The organism is Streptomyces sp. NPDC056373, assembly GCF_042262425.1.
GTDB lineage: Bacteria > Actinomycetota > Actinomycetes > Streptomycetales > Streptomycetaceae > Streptomyces.
Genome location: NZ_JBHJPX010000020.1, coordinates 1 through 14993 on the forward strand (window position 1 = coordinate 1; position 14993 = coordinate 14993).

Sequence of the window (14993 nt, forward strand, 5' to 3'; positions counted from 1 at the left end):
GATGTCATACCAGTCAAGGTCACAACATCATCTCTGAACTCTAAGCACAGCAGGTCAGCAGCGTTCTCATGTCGTAACTACATAGAAGATCGACACCCGAGCCCGGCGTCCGGGCGTGGCGCAGACCGCGTATGAGACAGCACATCATCGGGGCGGCTGTCCGTTTCCCGTTCTTGCCGCTCCTGGATGCCACGGCCGTTCTCCCTCGCCTGTTTGAATCCCGCGGTGTACCGCCGCAAGGCTGCGTCACGTGCGCGACCTGTGGGTGACGACCCGCCTGGAAGACCTCCATCGCGCCGTCTACGCGTTCGAGACCTCCCGGACACGCTCCGGCCTCGTGAAACGACTGAATCGCCAGGCGGTGGAGCAGGAGCCGGCTGGCTACTCTGAGTTCCAGGGGCGCCCCTCTCCCGTGAAAGAACTCCCCAGGCTGAGGAGCACTGACTTGACCGACCTCGTACTGCTCGCGGGCGGATCGGTGACCATGACCCATCACGTCACCGGCACCTACTTCATGTGCAACGACTGGCACGACGGTGTCGGCAACCACACCCAGACCTGGGCTCAGGACCCGTTCGCCAAGGACAACACCTCACACCGCTGGTTCCTGCGGCAGAACGCCGACGGAACCGTACGGATCGAGTCCTACGCCAACCAGCGCTGTCTCACCGCCGGCGCCAACCCGCCCGACGTCGTGACCCTTCGAGAACGCACCGACAGCCTCAACCAGCACTGGCGGCTGGTCTCCCACACAGAGCGTGGCAACGACTTCTACATGGTCTCGGTCGTGCACCCGCGCTACGCACTGGCGATCGCCGACCACCTGCAGGGCAACGACCGGCTGGTGGGCCTGACTCGCATGTGGGGCGGCCCGAACCTCTCCCAGCTGTGGCGGGTCTACCCCTCCTCCCAGGACCAGGGATGACTGCCCACGAGCACGCGCGCCGCCATGTGCTCAGAAACCTGATGCGTGCCGCGGCGCTCGCCGCACCGGCCCTCGCCTCGATGCCCGTTCCCGGCTCCGTTTCCCCGTGTTCCGTCCAGGGCCTGCGCGGCTGCACTCCGTGAAAATCAACCGCAACGACTGCGGCTGACCGACCCCTACCCACCCGAGCCAGCACCCGGCTCCTACACAGCAGTCAGCCCCACCCGGTATCACCGGGCGGGGCTGATCAGCATGCGCGGTCGTGAAAGGGCGGTCGCCTTCGCGGCGAACAGCACTGCAGGGCTTCAGTCGAACGATCTTCCCCGCAGGCGATAGGTGAGGCCCGGGGGCACTTTGCCGTGGACCTCAGTGTGTCGGTGCCGACACGGCGCAGGCGTCCGCTATGGCCCGCGTGTCCCAGTAGAACGGACGGACGTCGGTGATCCGCCCGTCCTTGACCGTGATCGCTTGCAGAATCGGGAAGCTGAGTTCACGGCCGGTCGCACGTGCGCGAGCACGTACCTGTGTGAGCACGACCGCAGTCTCACCGGTGGAAAGAAACTCCTGCTCCACCATGTCGAACGACTCCCACACCTCTCCCATCACGAGGAAGAACTGCGCCATGCCGTTGTGCCCCCGCCAAGTGCCCCCGTAGGGCAGGGATTCTGCTTGATGCAGTTCGACATCCGGCGCGAAGAAGGGGGCAAGCAGGTCGAACGAGGCCTCGCCTGGGCCTCCTGCCGCCAAGTACTCCGCCTCGGCCGCATACATGCCGGAGAGGACTGTCACTGAGTCCGTAGTGGATGACATCGTCATGCCGCCAGCATGAGCACCGCAGCAGGATCTTGCCGGCGGCAATCGGACACCGTTGTGCGGCGCGGTCGGCACTTCCACAGCACGCCTTGGGCCTGTTGCGAATGTGGATCTGGGCCGTGGGCGATCACGCGCAGAATCGTCGGACGGATGACCATCAGCGGTGGACTCGGATGCAGAGGCTGCCGGACAAGTGCCGGGCTGCCGCCCACGGTGGCCGTGACGTTGTTCAGCGGGGTCTGGCACGACTTCTGTGGTGAGGTCACGGTGAGTAGTTTCCCCGCCAAGTGAAGCGCGTTGAGCAGGGCCGGGCTGCTGGCCCTCGAAGCGACCACTGGTGGGCTGTTGCTGGAGAGTCCTGACCGCCACGACGCACTCACGGGCTGCCTTATCAAGGCAGGTCGGAGATGCTGGTGTCAGGAGGAAGCCGCAGTCCGGGGGGCCTCACCTGCAGGCCGAACTGCGGGGGGTGGGTGAATTCGGCTACTTGGGAGAAGTCAACAATACCGCCGTTGAAGAGGGCGGGCGGCACCGTGGTGTAGACGGATGGAAGATGGTGCTCACCGAAGTTTACTGTGCTGCCGGTGAAGGTCGCGCCGGTGAAGTCGACGGAGCCGCCGGAGAACTCAGCGCCCTCGAAGGGGACTTCGCCCGCTGTGAAGGCAGCGTCGCGAAAGTTCACTTGAGCCCCGGTGAAGCGGGCATGGTCGAAGGTGACCCAGCCGCCGCTGAAGGTGACACGGTTGAAGCGGAGGGAGCCGCTGCGGAATTCGGCGAGCCGGAAGTAGACGCAGGTGCCTTCGGCGAAGTCGACATCATCGAAGACGACCTGATCCCGGCCGTGACCGACGAAGAGCGCCTTGACGAAGATGATGTCGCCGCCGGTGAAACGGGCGCGACGAAAGTCGGCCTCGTCAAGGACGGCGCCGGTGAAGTCGAGATCGTAGCCCTGCCAGGACGCGGGGGCACCATCGCGCAAGTGGGCACCGATGAGCCCTAAAATGGTCACACGCACTTCCCGCTCGCGCTGCCAGCACACAAACGCCTGATCATCGGTAGGTGGATCGGGAGCATGCGGCATTCTCAGATAGCCGCACAGCACGTCGATGCACATCTGCCGTTCCTGCAGCCACTCATCGGCAAGCCGTGCCATCGCGTAGGCGCCCGCCATCCGAACAGCCGGCTGGTCCGCTCCGAGTTGCTCGGCCGCAGCGCCGAAACGTTCGACCAGCACCTTTTCATACTCGCGGGCATCGGCCGCTTCATTAAGATGCTGACGTCGGTAGGCGACTACGAGTGCTACAACGCCGCCGACTCCTGCTACAACAGCCAATGCGATCTTGATGGCGTCGTACGTGTCACCGGGCTTGAGCGGTCCGGACACCTGCACCCGAGGCGCCCCCAGCATCAGCCACAGCAGTCCTAAGACTGTGATCGCCGCGGCAAAGGCGAACACCAGCACTACGGCGACATGCAGGCCCAGCCGCAAGCGCAGGGCACCGCGCGGAGTCGGACTCGAATTCCTCTCAGCCGTAGTCAAGCTCGACCCAACGGCCAGAAAGCCCCGCTGACGATCACGGGGTCGCAGACGACCGCGGGTTCATCGCGCGGGAACCACCCCATTACGCCCCCCTTCCCCCCATGCGTCACTGGCGTGACGCACCAATAGCCCGCGCAACGGACCTCCGGCATTAGCCAACCAGACCACCTGCCTCGTACCCGAACCACGCCCCTGGCACGCATACCAACCGGGAGCGGAAATGCCGCCCTGCCTCCTACGCCGACTGCGTGGCGTCACGCGAGGAGAACGCGTTTCCGCAGGAGCGGGAAGCCGAATCGGCCGAACATCTGCCGTTTGAGCATCGACGGTCTTTTCGACCACGGTGGCGAGGTTCTGCCAGAGGTGAAAGCGGTCGGCGACCTGGAGGGCCTGGGGTGCGGCGGTGGCGGCCGCCTCGGCGTAGACGCCAGAGCGGTCGCGGCAGATGACCTCGATGCCGGGATGGGCCGTGAGCCACGGGGTCAGGGTGGCGGCGTCGCGCTCGGGCAGCAGGTCGAGCACCCGGTGGGTCTCGGCGTCGATCACGACAGTCCCCTAGACGTGCCCGCGGCGCAGCGCGACGTCGTCCACTCCGACCGCCCGCGGTTCGGTCGCGGGCGGGTCGGGCAGGTCCATCACCCGGCGCAGCAGCGTGCTGCGGCTGGTCGCGATCCCCATCAGTTTCGCGAGCCGGGCCCCGGCCCGGCCGGCCAGCGTCGGCCCGATCGCGCCCGTGGCCTGCCGCAGCGGCTCGGCGACCCGGCCGTGGCGGCGGGTCAGCCCCGGCACCTGCTCCACGAACGTCCGGCGCGGACACGACGGCGGGGCGCAGACGAACCGCCGGACGCGCAAGGCCAGCACCACCCGCTGCCCGGCACTGGGAAGATCCGCCGGGAACCGTAGGTAGGAGCTGTACGCCCTCTCCGACCAGCTGGCACAGCCCGGACAGGCCGCACCGGCCGCAGCGCACCGGGCCTCGATGCGTATCGCCTCGCCATCCGCCTCGACCGACGCGACCGCGACTCCAGCGACCGACGGGAAGAGCACCTCTTGCAGCTGACGCGACACCTCGTCCACGGCGATCGAATGTCGGTCCTGTCTGCCGAACGAGGAGCGAAATCAAGGCGACTTCCGACGCCCCAACCAAAGATCAACAACTACAATGCGTAGTGAGCGCACGGAACTTGTGCCAGACCCCGCTGAACGACGTCACAGCCAGCCCACGGCCAGGTTCCGTGCGGGACTGCCCAGTTGCCCCTTCCAGGAAGCAGAGGCGAACCGGGGTATGCCGGCGTTTGAGAAGCTGAGCCGTCGCGAGGGCGGGCATCGAGGACCACCTGCGAGCAGAGGTTCCTCTGGTGTTCAGGAACACTGCGCATTTTCCAGCCACGTACTGAAGCTGCGAGATGGAGCGGCTGGGCCAAAACCCCTTGCGGCCACGGGTGGTGGTCGTCCTACGGTTGCTCCTCGTGACCCTGCGGATGCCCTACCGGCCACTTCCGATCGACCAGTCCGACGTGCACTACATCCACGGACCCGATTCCGCTCCACAACCAGGTGTGCCCGCCGGCAGGACGGTCGAGCACGAGTGGAAAGACAGCAAGGTCTACCCGGGAACCTTCCGGAAGTTCTGGGTCCACGTGCCCGCACAGTACAACCCGGCGGAACCGGCATCCTTGATGGTGTTCCAGGACGGATGGTGGTACCTGGACCCTGCCGGGCAGGTGCGCGGCGCGATCGTCCTGGACAACCTCGTTCACCGCGGCGACATTCCCGTCACCATCAGCGTGTTCGTCGATCCTGGCGTCTTCCCCCACGCGGAGAACCCGAAGAACCGCAACAACGAGTACGACGCCTTCGACGACCGGTACGTCACCTTCCTCCTCACCGAGATCATCCCGCACGTTGCAGAGCGCTACACCCTCGCCCAGCCGTCCGACAGGTGGGGCATCTGCGGCGGGAGCAGCGGCGGCAACTGCGCCTTCACCGCCGCGTGGCTGCGTCCGGACAAGTTCTCTCGCGTCATCGGATACCTCTCGAGCTTCGCGCAGATACCGGGCGGCAATCCCTACCCGGACCTCATATCCCGCGTCCCCCGCCAGCCGCTGCGCATCTTCATGCAGAGCGGTCACCGCGACCTGCACTGGAATGAGCCACAGCGCAACTGGCTCGCCGAGAACCTGCGCGTGGCGGCCGCTCTCGCCGAAGCGGGCTACGACTTCCGCCTTGTCCTGGGAGACGGCGGCCACAGCCCCAACCACGGCGGCGTCCTGCTGCCGGACGCTCTGCGCTGGCTGTGGCGGCCCGGAGGCAAATGACCGATACCTGCCTGTCCAACCTGGCGCCGGCTGCGGTGACCTCCCTCAGCGGGGCATGCGTGAACCGGGTCGGGTCGGTCAGCAGCAAGACCCCCCGCGCTCGCAATCGCAGCAGTGGGGCATGGCACAGCCACGCGCTCTGCCGCGGAGAGGTCCAGCCGGCCGAGACGCGCAAGCTTGCCAGCCGGTTCCACGTCGGCGTGGACGTCGTGGAACCGGACCGATCGCTCGCCCACTACTCGGTCGATGCCGTTACCGAGGAACGCCGGTGGTGCATGGCGCCCGTCATGGTGCTCGCCGGGACGGACCGTGATCACAAGGTGCGGACCGCTGACCTGCGGTGTCTCATGAGAGGGACACCAGCCCTGCGGCGGCACGAGGGGAGTGAGCGGTCATGGCACGCGCGATCTGGACCGGTGTGGTGTCCTTCGGCCTGGTCAGCGTGCCGGTCGGCCTCTACAGCGCGGCCGAGGACCACACCGTCCACTTCCACCGACTCCAGCGCGGCACCGCCGACCGGATCCGCAACCGCCGGGTGAACGAACGCACCGGGGAGGAGGTCGGCACCGGCGACATCGTCAAGGGCTATGAGGTGGGCGACGGCGAGTACGTCATCGTGGAACCCGAGGAGCTGGACGAGATCGCGCCGGGCCGCTCTCAGACCATCGACATCACCGACTTCGTCGACCTCGGGGAGATCGAACCGGTGTACTTCGACCGCACCTATTACCTCGCGCCGCGCGGCAAGGAGTACACCAAGGTCTACGAGCTGCTGCGGGCCGCGCTGGCGCAGTCGAACAGGGTCGGCGTCGCAACGTTCGTCATGCGCGGCAAGCAGTACCTGACGGCACTTCGCGCGGAGGACAAGGTCCTGGTGCTGCAGACCCTCCACTGGGCCGATGAGGTCCGCGACCCGCGCAAGGAACTCCCTGAGCTGCCCTCCGGCAGGGCGGGGAAGGGCAAGGAACTGGACATGGCACTCCAGTTGGTCGACTCCCTCGAACGGCCCTGGGACCCCTCCCGCTACCGGGACGCCTATCAGGAGAAAGTACGGGAGCTGGTCAAGGCGAAGGGCGAGGGTCAGGAGGTCGCCGCGGCCGAGGAGGCGCCGTCGGCCACCAACGTCGTGGACCTGATGCAGGCGTTGCAGGGCAGCCTCGACCAAGCCCGCGGCGGCCCGAGGAGGTCCACCGGGCCGAAGTCGAAGCGTCCGGAGCCGACGGGCGAGAAGGCACGGAAGCCTGCTGCGAAGACGCCCCGGAAGCCGGCCGCCCGGAAGGCTCCGCCGACGGCATCCCACGCATCGGCCGGTTCCCGCGATCTGCGCGGCGCGGGCAAGAGGGAGCTGCGGCAGCTGAGCAAGGCGGAGCTGTACCAGCTGGCCGCCGAGCACGATGTCCCCGGCCGGTCGAGGATGAGCCGCGAGGAGCTCGTCGACGCTCTCGCCCGCGCCGGCCGCCGCCGCAAGAAGAGCGCCGCCTGAGGTCGCGCCGATGCTGGGGAGGCCGTCCGGGCCGAGGCTCATTTCGCCCGCGCCCGCGCACCGGCCCCACGGACGGGTGCTGCTCCGTCGGTCTGATCGGGTGCAGCGTCGTTCGTTTTCTCGCTGCTCCACAGCGCGGCCGATGAGTTTGTGGCTCCCGGCCGGTCCAAGCTCATGACACCCCAGGAAAGGACACCACGATGTCGGAGCTTCTCGTCGATTTCATCACCTCTCTCGACGGCTACGCATCCGGAGAGGGCTGGCCCGGGTTCTGGGGCCTCGAGGGCCCGGAGTACCTCGCATGGCTCGGCGAGCAGCCCGAGGTCACCTACCTGATGGGAGCGAACACGTACCGCCTGATGTCGGGCTTTGCCGCGGGCGAGGTGCCGGAGGGCCAAGACGAGTTCAGGCCCGAAGAAGAGGCGTCCGTCGACGAGCTCACGCAGGCGTCCAAAGTGGTGTTCTCCTCCTCGCTCGAGGAGCCACTGACGTGGGCCAACTCCACGCTCGTCCGCGACGACGCCGTCGAGGCGGTCCGCGCCATGAAGTCGAGTGGCTCGGGGCTCCTCAGCACGATCGGCAGCCTCGGCCTGTGCCGGTCCCTGCTGCGAGCCGGACTCGTCGACCGCTTCCGGGTCGTGATGTTCCCGGTGATCACCGGGGCCACGGGCCAAGAACGCATCTACGACGGCTACCCGGACGTTGCCCTCGAGATGATCGAGCATCGCACCTTCGACGGCCGTATCCAGCTGGTCGAGTACAGGCCCCGCGTGCTCGACCACCCGCCGCTCGGCGTCCCGGCGTGACTCGCCCCTCGCCCGGCGGTGGGCTGAGCGACCAGGAAGCACGCTGACGATTGCGACGGGCCCATCTCCGGCCGCGGCCATCGAGCCGAAGTGGACTCCCGCGAGCCGCCCGGCCACGAGCCCCTGCCGGCAGTCCGGCAAGGGCCCGTGGTGGGGAGAGCCGAGGAAGGCTGGGACCTGTCGCCGGGCGAGCGGCATCCTGGCCGGCACGGCTACCGTCTGCTGATGGCCTTACGGCCCGGCGTCACTTCAGGTGTCGGGTGAAGAACTGTGCGGCGGCGTCCCCTGCGAACTGCGGGACGCCGGTGTGGCCGCCCATGTTCGCGTGAAGGGTCTTCTCCTTGGAGCCGAAGGCGTCGAACAGGTCCAGGGCCGCCTGCCGGTCGTTTCCTTCGTCGTCCCACTGCAGCAGGACGTGCAGGGGAACGGTGACTTGGCGGGCCTCCTCGAAGACGGCGCGAGGGATGAAACTCCCGGCGAACAGAACAGCGGCCGAGATGCGCGGCTCGACCACCGCGAGTCGGGTCCCGATGGAGATCACTCCCCCCGAGTACCCGACCGGTCCGCCGAGCTCCGGCAGCGACAGGAGAGCGTCCAGGGCGGTCTGCCATTCCGGGACGGCCTTGTCGACCAGGGGGAGGATGAGGGCGTCGATGATCTCGTCGCCGATCGGCTCGCCGGCCTCCAGGGCCCGGCGCAGGTCGGCGAGCGCCTGCTCGGCGGCGGGCCAACGGGGCCGGTCGCCCCGTCCCGGGAGCTCGATGCTGGCCGTGGCGAAGCCCTCCGCCGCGGAGTGCCGCGCTCGGGCCACCAGCCGGGGGTACGACGTGCGCAGCCCGAGAGGAGGGGGGCTGAGCAGGATCAGCGGCGCAGGTGCGGATGTGGATGGGGTTTCGGGCGTCCACAAGACGCCGGGAATCTCGCCGAGGGTGAATTCGCGCTCGAGAACAGCGTCGTCGAGACGCTGTTCAGAAGTGAACTGCACGGTCGTGCCTTTCGGGAGTGCCATTGAACGGCGCTCCCGGGCGACCTATCGCCCGACCGTGACCCCGGAGGGGAGCACCCATGTCGATACGTTCACGGGTACCACCTCCTCGCTCTTTCGCACGGCCTGTCAAAAACGTAGCAGTGGCCGCCGTGGTTCCGCCAGCGGGTTTTTGCGGAGGTCCTGTCGCTGGACACCACAGCGCCGGATACGCGCCCGACCTGGGCACGGCCGCGGCTGTGGTGCCGAGAGCGCGCTGCGGCGGGCCCGATGGAGTGTGCTCTCCGCTTGCCCGTGGCGTGTCAGGGGCTGAACGGCGGAGCCGGCGGTGTCGGTACCTGGCCGCTACTGCGGTACTGCCTGATCACCTGCCGCATTCTCTTGCGGTCGGCCTTCGTGTACTGCCGCAACGGAGCTGTGATCGCCCTGAACTCCAGGTGGCTCTGTGCAAGCGCGCGGACCACGCCTTCGACCAGCAGCACTGCGATGGCGATCGACACCAGGAAGAAGGAGCCTTCCGCCAGCTCCGGATCCTTGGGGTGAGCAGCGGACCCGGCCCAGCGAAGGATCTTGATCTGCTGCGTGCCGAGGACGATGACCATGCCGGTCCAGGTGACGCCGGCCGTGTAGACGGCCAGTTCTTTGCGCGGGAGGCCGATCCTGTCCACGGCCGGTTCGTAAGCGTCCGTCAGGTCCTGCTCCTCGGGAGCCTGCGCGTCCCTGAGAGCCCGCAGCACGCGGTGCTGTGCCTCGGCCTTTCGCCGGGCGTCTTCGTTCAGCTTCTGTCCCAGCAGCCGCATGAGCGTGTATGTCTGGATGGTCCCCACAGCGAAGATCGCGACGATCAAAGTGGTCAGCAGGGCTGCGTAGTCGTCACTCATGGCCCACTTCATGGATCCCCCCGGATCTTGCTCGGCGTCTGCCGCGAACCTACTACTTGCATGGCCCGTCGCCGCGTACGTGGCGACGGGCCATCGTCGTCGGTCTGTCCGCGCTCCTGCTCATGCTGGTCTTCCAACAAAACTGCTTCGGCGTACAGCCGGGGCCGGTCGAAACGTTCACCCTGCGATGATCTTCGCGTACCGGTGCGGTCCGCTCCGCTACTCGGCCAGGTCCGCCAGCCAGGGATGCCCAGGGTGCACACGCTCCAGCCACCCGCCCAGGGCATTCCGTCGTGACGGGCTCAGCAGCGGCAGCACCCCGTGGAAGTCCGTCTGGTCCTTGGGCCGCAGCGCCTTCGCTTTGAACAGCAGTACCAACTCCGGCCGTAGGTAGGGAATCTCGTCCGCCGTCCGCTCGATGATCGCGTCGTAGGGCAGCCGGAGAGTCTCGTCCCGCCGACAGATCCACGTCAGACCCTGGTGCGGCTCACGGAAGACGTCGAACAGGAACCGGCCGCTCGCCGGATCCCGCACCCAGGTCTGATGCGTTGCCGCCAGCACTTCGGTTCCGGCCTCCGCCCAGACTCGCCCCGAACCCACCGCGTCGAACTCGTACTCGGGGAAGCGGTTCCGGATCTCCGAGAACCTGGCAGCCGGCACGGCGATCTCCAGATCGCCGTGCGACCGCGACTGTCCGCCGCGGAAGAGGTCAAGTGCCCACCCCGCTGCAACGCACCAGGGCGCGCTGATTCCCGCCAACCGCTCCGCGACCTCCTCCGGACGCCAGGCATCCGCCCAGCGGGCATCCAGTTCGTCCGCGTCGGGCACGACACCGCCGGGCGGCACGGTTCCGGTCATCGGCACAACCGTCGCCGCGTCACGACGGCGCGCCCCAGGTGGTCTCCGTCAGCCCGACCGGGTTGCCGGTCGGGACGATTCCGGAGTCCAGGACGCGTCGCGCGAGCGGTTCGAGAAGGTGAGCGAGGCGGGCGGTGCCGTCGGCGCCGAGCGTCTGCCACGGTGTCACCGCAGCCGCGTCCGTGTCCGCCTCCATCTGCTCGTGAGCGGCCGCTCCAGCCCTGGTGAGGCTCCCCTCCTCGTCGATCCAGCCTCGTTCGCGCAGCGTCGCCCGCGCCGAACGCCATTCCTCGACGCTCCATTGACGGACCCGCCGCTGGAACTCGGCGTCGGTTTCACCCGTCGCGCTCTTGAGTACCAGCGCCTCGACCGGCCCCACGCGACGGCCCACCAGCACGGCCACATGTCCGTCGCCGCGGTGTTCGCGCAAGGTGGTCACCGCCTGCCAGAGCCTGACGTGGGGTTGAGCAGGGCGCGGCAGCTCCTGATTGGCCGCGCCGAGCACCCGTCCCCCGGTGTCCGCAGCGCGGGCTGCCTCCCAGGCGAGGTCGGCGGCCTCGGCGAGCTCGGGGGAGGCGATCACATCCGGACCGTAGAAGTTCGCCATCGCGTCGCCCATGGCACGCTCGCGCACCTCGATCAACTGTTTCGGAGGGGCGAGATCCCAGGCGTCCGGCAGCACGCTGGCCGCCCGGCCGGGATGGAAGACGTAGAAGCTGCTGGTGACGACGGCGGTGGGAACAGGGCCGAGCGGCGCCGCGCGCAAGGCGAAGTAGCCCATCCAGTAGCCGCGCAGTCCGAGGCCCTCCACGGCCTCGCGCACCTCGGGGGTGAAGTAGACCAGTTGGTGGACCGGTTCGAATCTCTCCCACATCGCCCGTGCGACGCTTTCGCTCACTTTCGGCCCCTCCCGGCTCGTCCTGCTCGGCTGCGGCGACACCGAGAGGCAGCATCTGTCATGACGGCGGTCATAACAACCCCTTTACCGAGGACCCGGCAAGGTGTCCGGTACCGGTGCCCGGCCTCTCGACGCGGTGTCGATTGTCCGGTCGTCGCCGGGCGCGGCATGCTGCCCCCATGCCCCTGAAGACGATCCCTCCGGTCTCCCGCCGTACGCTGCTGCGCGCGCTGGGCTCCGGCGCGGTGCTCGGCGGACTCACCGGGTGTGGTGTCCCGGCCGCGTACGTACGCCCCGGCGACCGCGCCGCCGTCGATCTGTCCTCCACCGATCAGCGGCTGAACTGGGCGAACTGGCCGCTGTACATCGACACCGATGACGAGCGCCCGTCGCGGCGACCCACCCTGGAGGCCTTCGAGAGGCGCACCGGGATCTCGGTCGAGTACGACGAGGAGATCAACGACAACGACGAGTTCTTCGGGAAGATCAGCCCGGCGCTGATGAACCACCAGCCCACCGGCCGCGATCTGATCGTCGTCAGCGACTGGATGAGTGCCCGGTTCGTGCGGCTCGGCTGGGTGCAGGAGATGGACCGGGCCCGGCAGCCGAACGTGACCCGGTACCTCGACCCGCAGTTGCGTTCGCCCGCGTTCGACCCCGGGCGCAAGTGCACGGTGCCGTGGCAGTCCGGCATCACCGGGATCGCGTACAACCGGCGCACGACCGGCCGGGAGATACGGCAGGTTTCGGATCTGTGGGCGAGCGACCTGAAGGGCCGGGTCACCCTGCTGTCCGGTCTGGATGAAGCCTTCGCGCTGCTGATGCAGGGCAACGGCGTCGACATCACCCGGTGGACGGCCGACGACTTCCACGTCGTCTGTGACCAGGTGGAGAAGCAGGTGAAGGCAGGGCAGATCCGGCGCTTCACGGGCAATGACTACATCAAGGACCTGTCCAGTGGTGACGTCCTGGCGTGCCAGGCGTACTCGGGGGATGTGATCCAGCTCCAGGCCGACGATCCGGACATCGAGTTCGTCGTCCCCGAGGAAGGCGCCGAGTTGTGGGCCGAGTCGCTGATGATTCCCAACCTCGCACGCCACAAAGCGAATGCGGAGCGGCTCGTCGACTACTACTACGATCCCCAGGTCGCCGCCGAGCTGGCCGCCTGGGTCAACTATGTCTGCCCGGTCCCGGCCGCCCGTGACGTCCTGGCCTCCGCCCGGGACGAGGAGAGCGCGGCCCTCGCCGAGAACCCGTTGATCTTCCCTGACGAGGAGATGCGCAGCCGGCTCGCCATCGCACGGGACGTCGCCCCGGACGAGCGCGTGGAGTTCGGCAAGCGGTGGAATCAGATCGCGGGCCTGTGAGCGGGGGCTACGGCCTTCAGCCGATGTCGAAGGCGTTCGGCAGGCCGAGGAGGTGGCGGGTGCGGTCGTGGCGTCTGAGGGGCTCGAGTTCGGGGGCTCGGTACAGCGGGGTCACGGTGCAGCGTCGTGCGGTGGACCCGCATCGGTCCAGCAGGGCGTTGACAGCTTGGCGGGCCGAGGAGTTGGCGCCCTCCATGGTTGCGAGGTCGATGGGTACTGCCACGTAGTCGCCGGCCAGGAAGAGGTTGGGAATCTTCGTGGCCGATTGCGGGCGGAGATGGAAGGTGCCCACCGGGTGGATGAGCAGTTGTTCGTCGTTCACGGGATGCGGTGTGCCAAGGCCGTCGACAGCGGGGTCGAGGAACCAGGAGTGCAGCACGGAGTCCTTCAGGACCGTACGGCCGCTGTCGTTGAGCGACGCCTTCAGCTGTGCCCACACCTCGCGTGCGACTTCGTTACGGGTGCACTGCTTGGCGGTCTTGCCGTACAGGATGCCCGGACGGTCCCACTCGGAGACGTCCACGGACAGGCAGTCCGCGACCGCACCGTCGCCGTAGTCGGACGGGAATTCGCGGCCGGGCCAGTGCTGGGCCTGGGCGATCGCGGTCAGCGACCACGGGGAGTCGATGAGGTCGAGGTGGCCGTGCACGATCGGCATGCGTTCGGTCAGGTAGAACTGAATGCCCGTCATCCAGTCCGTCTCCAGGCGGTCGCACTCCGCCAGCCGGGGGTCGGCCGCGCGGACGGCGGAGTTCCATGTGCGGCGGGCGTGCTCGACGGGCATCGCCGAGATGTAGTGGTCGGCCGTGACGGTCCGGCGCACGCCTGAACGGTCCTCCACGACCGCTCCGGAGATCGCGCCCGCGTCCAGGGTCAGATCCCGTACCGTCCAGCCGACGTGGAACTCCACGCCGAGTGACTTCAGGTAGGTCACCCAGGGGTCGATCCAGGCCTCGTTGGTGGGTGCGTTGAGGATCCGGTCCAGTGGTCCGTCCGCGCCCCGCCCGAGGAGGTTGAAGGCGAAGGCCTCCAGCAGCGTGCCGACCGTGCGAGTGCTGGCCTCCTCGGCCTTGGTGGCCACGATGTTGCGGGTGATGCCGACGGCGAGGACGCGCTGGTAGTCGTAGGACATCCGTCCGGCCCGCACGAAGTCCCACCAGGGCGTCCGTTCCCACACGGTGTCGCGGCGCTGGTCGCAGCTGGTGAGGAAGACGAGGAAGCGGTTGGCGAAGTAGAGGGCCTCGTGGAGGGGGAGGTGGAAGGCCGTGTCCAGAACGGCGGTGAAGGCGCGGCGGATCGCGTCGGGGGTGAGTTCGGCCGGCGTGCTGTCGGGCCAGGGCAGCGGGATCCGGATGTCCTCCCGGCCGCCCGATCTCGCGAACAGCATCTCCTTGGGGGCGACGAGGTTGTCGTGGACGCCGCCCGGGTTGCCGGGGAACGGGATGCGCCGCATCGTGTCGGGCAGGTTGTGGTAGATGCCGGGGATGAAGCGGAAGCCGTGCTCGCCCGGCAGGGGGCGTCGGCCGCCGGTGCCGCTGTCCGGTACGTCCATGCTGCGGGCCTTGCCGCCAAGTGCCTTGCGTTCGTAGACCGTTACCCGGAAGCCGCGCTCGGCGAGTTCATGGGCGGCCGTGAGCCCGGCGACGCCGCCGCCCAGCACCGCCACGGTCTGCGGTGCGGAGGCGTTCTCGGCCGATGCCCTTTCCGGTGTTCCGAGGGCCGTACCGCCTCCGGCGGCTGCGGCCGTGCCCAGGAATCCTCTGCGTGTGGTACCTCGCATCGCCACCCCTTACCGTTGGTAACACCGGCCGCACGAGGATAGGGGCGAGGCAGCAATCCCGGAAGGCAATCGGCGCAACTTGGCCTGATGGCAGAGCACTTGCCCCGGCCGCGGCGCACACCCGGTTGATCACCTCATGCAGCGGCAAGGAAGCGCAGGAGGTGTGGCATGACTTCGGCGTGCGGAGGTGAAGCCGTCCACGGGATTCCAGGAGCCGGCGGTGACCCGGGTGCACCGCTCGGGCGCATAAAGCGCCGCTCCAAGGGCGGTCAACGCACCCTTCGATCAGCCCCAGATCGCAGCTCGGTCAGCACCGAGGTCGTCGAGGACGGCGGTGAC

The 14993-nt window shown here is 68.1% G+C and carries 15 protein-coding genes; 5 read left to right on the top strand and 10 right to left on the bottom strand.

What is annotated here, in order from left to right; translation table 11 throughout:
• Nucleotides 1–445: 445 nt before the first annotated feature.
• Nucleotides 446–925 carry an RICIN domain-containing protein gene (locus tag ACFCXS_RS33670; protein ID WP_376647157.1) on the top strand — a complete coding sequence of 160 codons (480 nt, stop codon included), beginning with the start codon at nt 446–448 and terminating at the stop codon, nt 923–925.
• A gap of 366 nt (nt 926–1291) precedes the next feature.
• On the opposite strand, the gene ACFCXS_RS33675 is transcribed toward ACFCXS_RS33670, so the two are convergent.
• The 5 genes from ACFCXS_RS33675 to ACFCXS_RS33695 all read right to left on the bottom strand — a co-directional run bounded on the left by ACFCXS_RS33675 (nt 1292) and on the right by ACFCXS_RS33695 (nt 4355).
• Entirely contained in the window at nt 1292–1741 is a 450-nt protein-coding gene (locus tag ACFCXS_RS33675; protein WP_376647158.1) for a nuclear transport factor 2 family protein, read from the bottom strand.
• Nucleotides 1738–2004 (bottom strand): hypothetical protein, encoded by a 267-nt coding sequence (locus ACFCXS_RS33680; protein ID WP_376647159.1) that lies wholly within the window; start codon nt 2002–2004, stop codon nt 1738–1740. Before ACFCXS_RS33680 ends, ACFCXS_RS33675 begins: the two co-directional genes overlap by 4 nt.
• Before the next feature lie 125 nt (nt 2005–2129).
• Nucleotides 2130–3227, bottom strand: coding sequence for a pentapeptide repeat-containing protein (locus ACFCXS_RS33685; protein WP_376647160.1), 1098 nt, complete (start codon nt 3225–3227; stop codon nt 2130–2132).
• 111 nt (nt 3228–3338) lie between these two features.
• Complete coding sequence (locus ACFCXS_RS33690; protein WP_376647161.1) at nt 3339–3824, bottom strand: transposase; 486 nt, start codon at nt 3822–3824, stop codon at nt 3339–3341.
• 9 nt (nt 3825–3833) lie between these two features.
• Entirely contained in the window at nt 3834–4355 is a 522-nt protein-coding gene (locus tag ACFCXS_RS33695) for a transposase family protein (protein ID WP_376647162.1), read from the bottom strand.
• A 392-nt stretch (nt 4356–4747) separates the two neighbouring features.
• On the opposite strand from ACFCXS_RS33695, the gene ACFCXS_RS33700 reads away from it, so the two are divergent.
• From ACFCXS_RS33700 to ACFCXS_RS33710, 3 genes are all read left to right on the top strand, one after another.
• Nucleotides 4748–5596 (top strand): alpha/beta hydrolase, encoded by an 849-nt coding sequence (locus ACFCXS_RS33700; protein WP_376647163.1) that lies wholly within the window; start codon nt 4748–4750, stop codon nt 5594–5596.
• 394 nt (nt 5597–5990) lie between these two features.
• Nucleotides 5991–7079, top strand: coding sequence for a Ku protein (locus tag ACFCXS_RS33705; RefSeq protein ID WP_376647164.1), 1089 nt, complete (start codon nt 5991–5993; stop codon nt 7077–7079).
• Nucleotides 7080–7279: 200 nt separating this feature from the next.
• On the top strand, nt 7280–7885 hold the full coding sequence (locus ACFCXS_RS33710; protein WP_376647165.1) for a dihydrofolate reductase family protein: 606 nt from the start codon (nt 7280–7282) through the stop codon (nt 7883–7885).
• 244 nt (nt 7886–8129) lie between these two features.
• Here ACFCXS_RS33710 and ACFCXS_RS33715 read toward each other — a convergent pair whose 3' ends face one another.
• From ACFCXS_RS33715 to ACFCXS_RS33730, 4 genes are all read right to left on the bottom strand, one after another.
• Complete coding sequence (locus ACFCXS_RS33715; protein WP_376647278.1) at nt 8130–8870, bottom strand: alpha/beta hydrolase; 741 nt, start codon at nt 8868–8870, stop codon at nt 8130–8132.
• Between the two features lie 302 nt (nt 8871–9172).
• Nucleotides 9173–9751, bottom strand: a complete 579-nt coding sequence (locus ACFCXS_RS33720; RefSeq protein ID WP_376647166.1) for a hypothetical protein — start codon at nt 9749–9751, stop codon at nt 9173–9175.
• 219 nt (nt 9752–9970) lie between these two features.
• Nucleotides 9971–10609: a nucleotidyltransferase domain-containing protein gene (locus ACFCXS_RS33725; protein WP_376647167.1), complete on the bottom strand. Its 639-nt coding sequence runs from the start codon at nt 10607–10609 to the stop codon at nt 9971–9973.
• 19 nt (nt 10610–10628) lie between these two features.
• A complete protein-coding gene (locus tag ACFCXS_RS33730; RefSeq protein ID WP_376647168.1) occupies nt 10629–11507 on the bottom strand; it encodes a hypothetical protein in 879 nt (292 codons plus the stop codon).
• A 179-nt stretch (nt 11508–11686) separates the two neighbouring features.
• On the opposite strand from ACFCXS_RS33730, the gene ACFCXS_RS33735 reads away from it, so the two are divergent.
• On the top strand, nt 11687–12874 hold the full coding sequence (locus ACFCXS_RS33735; RefSeq protein WP_376647169.1) for a PotD/PotF family extracellular solute-binding protein: 1188 nt from the start codon (nt 11687–11689) through the stop codon (nt 12872–12874).
• Nucleotides 12875–12890: 16 nt separating this feature from the next.
• On the opposite strand, the gene ACFCXS_RS33740 is transcribed toward ACFCXS_RS33735, so the two are convergent.
• Nucleotides 12891–14654, bottom strand: coding sequence for an FAD-dependent oxidoreductase (locus ACFCXS_RS33740; RefSeq protein ID WP_376647170.1), 1764 nt, complete (start codon nt 14652–14654; stop codon nt 12891–12893).
• Nucleotides 14655–14993: the final 339 nt, after the last annotated feature.

Excerpts from the sequence above, each read along its gene's own strand:
- ACFCXS_RS33705 (WP_376647164.1), top strand. The coding sequence starts at position 5,991 with ATGGCACGCGCGATCTGGACCGGTGTGGTGTCCTTCGGCCTGGTCAGC.
- ACFCXS_RS33725 (WP_376647167.1), bottom strand. The coding sequence starts at position 10,609 with ATGACCGGAACCGTGCCGCCCGGCGGTGTCGTGCCCGACGCGGACGAA.
- ACFCXS_RS33740 (WP_376647170.1), bottom strand. The coding sequence starts at position 14,654 with ATGCGAGGTACCACACGCAGAGGATTCCTGGGCACGGCCGCAGCCGCC.
- ACFCXS_RS33675 (WP_376647158.1), bottom strand. The coding sequence starts at position 1,741 with ATGACGATGTCATCCACTACGGACTCAGTGACAGTCCTCTCCGGCATG.
- ACFCXS_RS33720 (WP_376647166.1), bottom strand. The coding sequence starts at position 9,751 with ATGAGTGACGACTACGCAGCCCTGCTGACCACTTTGATCGTCGCGATC.
- ACFCXS_RS33735 (WP_376647169.1), top strand. The coding sequence starts at position 11,687 with ATGCCCCTGAAGACGATCCCTCCGGTCTCCCGCCGTACGCTGCTGCGC.
- ACFCXS_RS33710 (WP_376647165.1), top strand. The coding sequence starts at position 7,280 with ATGTCGGAGCTTCTCGTCGATTTCATCACCTCTCTCGACGGCTACGCA.